3 protein-coding genes are annotated in these 3,258 nt (G+C 59.0%); all 3 read right to left on the reverse strand.

Translation table 11 applies throughout. The annotated features are described in order from the left end of the window. Nucleotides 1-2 precede the first annotated feature (2 nt). Nucleotides 3-116, reverse strand: a complete 114-nt coding sequence (locus B2Y33_RS23265) for a transposase (RefSeq protein WP_080641052.1) — start codon at nt 114-116, stop codon at nt 3-5. Between the two features lie 191 nt (nt 117-307). Further along, nucleotides 308-1,729, reverse strand: coding sequence for a group II intron reverse transcriptase/maturase (gene ltrA / locus B2Y33_RS13795; protein WP_042914345.1), 1,422 nt, complete (start codon nt 1,727-1,729; stop codon nt 308-310). Between the two features lie 590 nt (nt 1,730-2,319). Beyond that, on the reverse strand, nt 2,320-3,258 hold a 939-nt coding region (locus B2Y33_RS13800; RefSeq protein WP_288633034.1), incomplete at its 5' end, for a zinc-dependent alcohol dehydrogenase family protein.

Raw genomic sequence — 3,258 nt, forward strand, 5'->3', positions numbered from 1 at the left:
AACTATCCTGACGCGGCGGGGCGGATGGCAACGCTGGAAACGGTCGCACCGGGTTGCAGGCATTCCTGAACAACCTGGGCCTTGAACGGTTTGGGGTAAGAGCTTCGTTGGCGCATGGAAATCCCGGCGATAAGGGCTATCGCGTCCGCTTAAAAATACGCGGACACCATCGCCCTTAATGCTGGAGTTCGGAAGGTGACTTGGCCGGACGCTTACCTCAGAACGGCGCTTTCTTGATCGAGTAGGAGGCGGGTTCACACCCGCCGTCCTCTCACACCACCGTGCGTACGGTTCCGTACACGGCGGTTCAGGTTATGCGACTAAGCCGGTTGATCGTATCCAGTATCGAGACCAATCCGAGTTGATCCCACAGTTTCTTCGGTAGGGCCTGATTCACATGTGGCGCACCCGAGTTCCACCATGGGCCTCGGCCATTGAAAGCAGATTTACAAGCACGCTCTCGGCTTAGACCCAGACGCATCAGGTTGCTGATCCTCGTAGAGGGTTGCTTCCATTGCCGCCAGATGACACAGCGAAGTTTGTGCCTGATCCACCCGTCCAGCTCTTCTAGTGGGCGCCTGCTCTGACTGAGCTTGAAGTAACTCGCCCAGCCCCGTACCACGGGGTTCAGCCGCTCGATGATATAGGCCACCTTGCGGCCTCGCGCCCCGCGCAGCAGCTCCTTGAGCCGACTGCGCAGGCGACCAAGGCTCATCGTCGCTACCCTCAGCCTAGGCTGTTGATGCCAGCTCATCCCATAACCCAAGTAGTCGCATTTCCACGCCCGTGCCACTTGGCTCTTCTTCCTGTTCACCGTCAGTTTCAGACGCTCTTTCAGGAAGCGCTCGACGCTGGTCAGTACTCGCTCGCCTGCCCGCTGACTACGTACATAGATGTTCGCATCATCGGCATAGCGCACAAAACGGTGCCCCCGCCGCTCCAGTTCACGGTCAAATTCGTTGAGCAGGATGTTCGACAGCAACGGCGAGAGCGGGCCGCCTTGCGGCGTCCCTTCCTGCCGTGGGCTGACGACACCGCCCGACATGACCCCGGCTTCAAGGTAACGGCGGATAAGCCTGAGCACGCATTTGTCTTCGACACGGCGCTCGATACAGGCCATGAGTATGTCGTGGTTGACCCGATCAAAGAACTTCTCCAGATCAAGTTCCACGCACCAGCGATGGCCCGCCCCCACATGGGAGCGGGCCGTTTCGACGGCTTGATGAGCGCTTTTGCCCGGACGAAAGCCATAGCTGTAGTCCGAGAACAGCGGGTCAAAGATTGGCGTGAGCTGTTGCTGCAGGGCTTGCTGGATCAGGCGATCCACGACACTGGGAATCCCCAGTTGCCGGGTACCGCCCTGCGGTTTGGGAATTTCGACCGCCCGCACTGCCTGGGGATGGTATTCACCAGCCAGCAACCTGGCCTTGAGAGTTGGCCAATACTGTTTCACATAGCCAGCCAAGTCAGCGACCGTCATGCCATCGGCACCCGGTGCTCCCTTGTTGCTGACCACACGCTGATACGCACGTTTGAGGTTGGCCGGTGCAAGCACCCGCCCCATCAGCGTGTCCGGCTCCGCGTTCGTCCACGCCACAGACGCCGTCGATGCCTGCGCACTGCCAGCCGTCACTCTCGGATTCTGTCCGGAACTTGGGGTCACAGTTCTCCCTCGGAGAAATTTCTGCTTTTCGACATTCGACGAGACTCTGGCGCCTACTGGCGGCATAACCTGTTCGGCCCTTGGTGGCGCGGTTAACTGCCACTTACTACGGCTTCGGCTGACTTCTGCACGTCCATCCCGTCGCCTCTTGACGCTCGGTAGCACAATGGCAAACGTGCAGATCTCCCAGGGTAATTCGCGTGACCTTCCTGCTTATGCCTGTCGGATCTACGTCGCAGCGTTCCGTGCAAGTATCGGGCTTTGAAGATATTGGCCTTCTCACCCCGCTGCGCCGCCTCTATCCGCTTCCTGTTCGTCAGGCCAGCATTTTGCCTCGGGCTTCCTTCAGATTCGCAGTCGCCCGCGACACCCTTGCCTCTGGCTAACACTTCCCCTTGCCGGGTGTGTAGAGGACTTTCACCTCCAAGTCACCCGCTTGGCCACCATAGTCAAGCGGGTTGCGCTGACGCGCAACGCGCCATGCCTGGCGCACCAATCAAAAAAGCCCGATACGCTGTATCGGGCTTTTTGGTTACTGAGCTAATCGACAGTGAGCAAGCCCAGTTCAGGACCTGGGTTACCTAGGGTCTGTTGCCGTTTCGCGAACGGCCGCGTCGAAACGGCAACAGACCCTAGCGATCAGGAAGCAATCCTGCCTAGATATCGAGGCAGATCTTACCGAAGTGACGATTACTTTCCTGATAGCGGAACGCCTCAACAATTTCGTCCAGCGGAAAATGGCTATCGATAACCGGACGCATGCCATTGGCATCGATAGCCCTGATCATCTCCTGCTGCTGGGTACGGTTTCCAACCAGCACACCCTGCAGTCGCAACTGCCGTGTCAGCGCAGTAACGATGCTCAGCTCCCCGGCAACGCCGGTAAGGATACCAATCACAGAAATATGCCCACCAACACGTGCCGCAATCATCGACTGCTCCAGGGTCGCGGGTCCGCCTACTTCGATGACGTGGTCAACTCCCCGATCATTGGTTAACTCACGCACTTTCTCGCCCCAGTTGGGCGTACGGCGATAGTTGATCAGGTGGTCGGCCCCCATGGCCTTCAGCCGCTCCAGCTTCTCATCGCTGGAAGAGGTGGCAATGACCGTCGCGCCGGCCATTTTGGCGAACTGAAGCGCGAAGATCGAAACCCCGCCGGTACCCTGTATAAGAACGCTGTCCCCAGGCTTCAACGAATCGTCGGCCATCAACACGCGCCAGGCGGTCAGGCCGGCCGTGGTAAGCGTTGCAGCCTCAGCATGAGTCCAGCCCTGGGGCGCCTTGGTAAAAGACGTGGCTCGCGCCGTAACGGCTTCCCGAGCATAACCATCGACACCATCGCCCGGCACCGTTCCAAAACCCTCCTGCTGCGGCTCGCCATCAAGCCAGTCAGGAAAGAACGTACTCACGACCTGATCGCCTACGGCGAACTCGGTGACTCCCTCACCTAAGGCAACCACCTCTCCAGCACCGTCTGCCATGGGAATCCGCTGCACGCTCGGCCCCCACAGGCCGCTTACGACGGCAAAGTCATGGTAATTAAGGGAACTGGCACGCAGCCTTACTGTAATTTGGGGAGAGCTACGAGTTGA

Origin of the sequence: Pseudomonas sp. UBA5666 (assembly GCF_002420785.1) — a bacterium.
GTDB lineage: Bacteria > Pseudomonadota > Gammaproteobacteria > Pseudomonadales > Pseudomonadaceae > Aquipseudomonas > Aquipseudomonas fulva.

Coding starts and splice junctions, on each gene's coding strand:
- B2Y33_RS23265 (WP_080641052.1), bottom strand. CDS start 116: ATGCGCCAACGAAGCTCTTACCCCAAACCGTTCAAGGCCCAGGTTGTT.
- ltrA (WP_042914345.1), bottom strand. CDS start 1,729: ATGCCGCCAGTAGGCGCCAGAGTCTCGTCGAATGTCGAAAAGCAGAAA.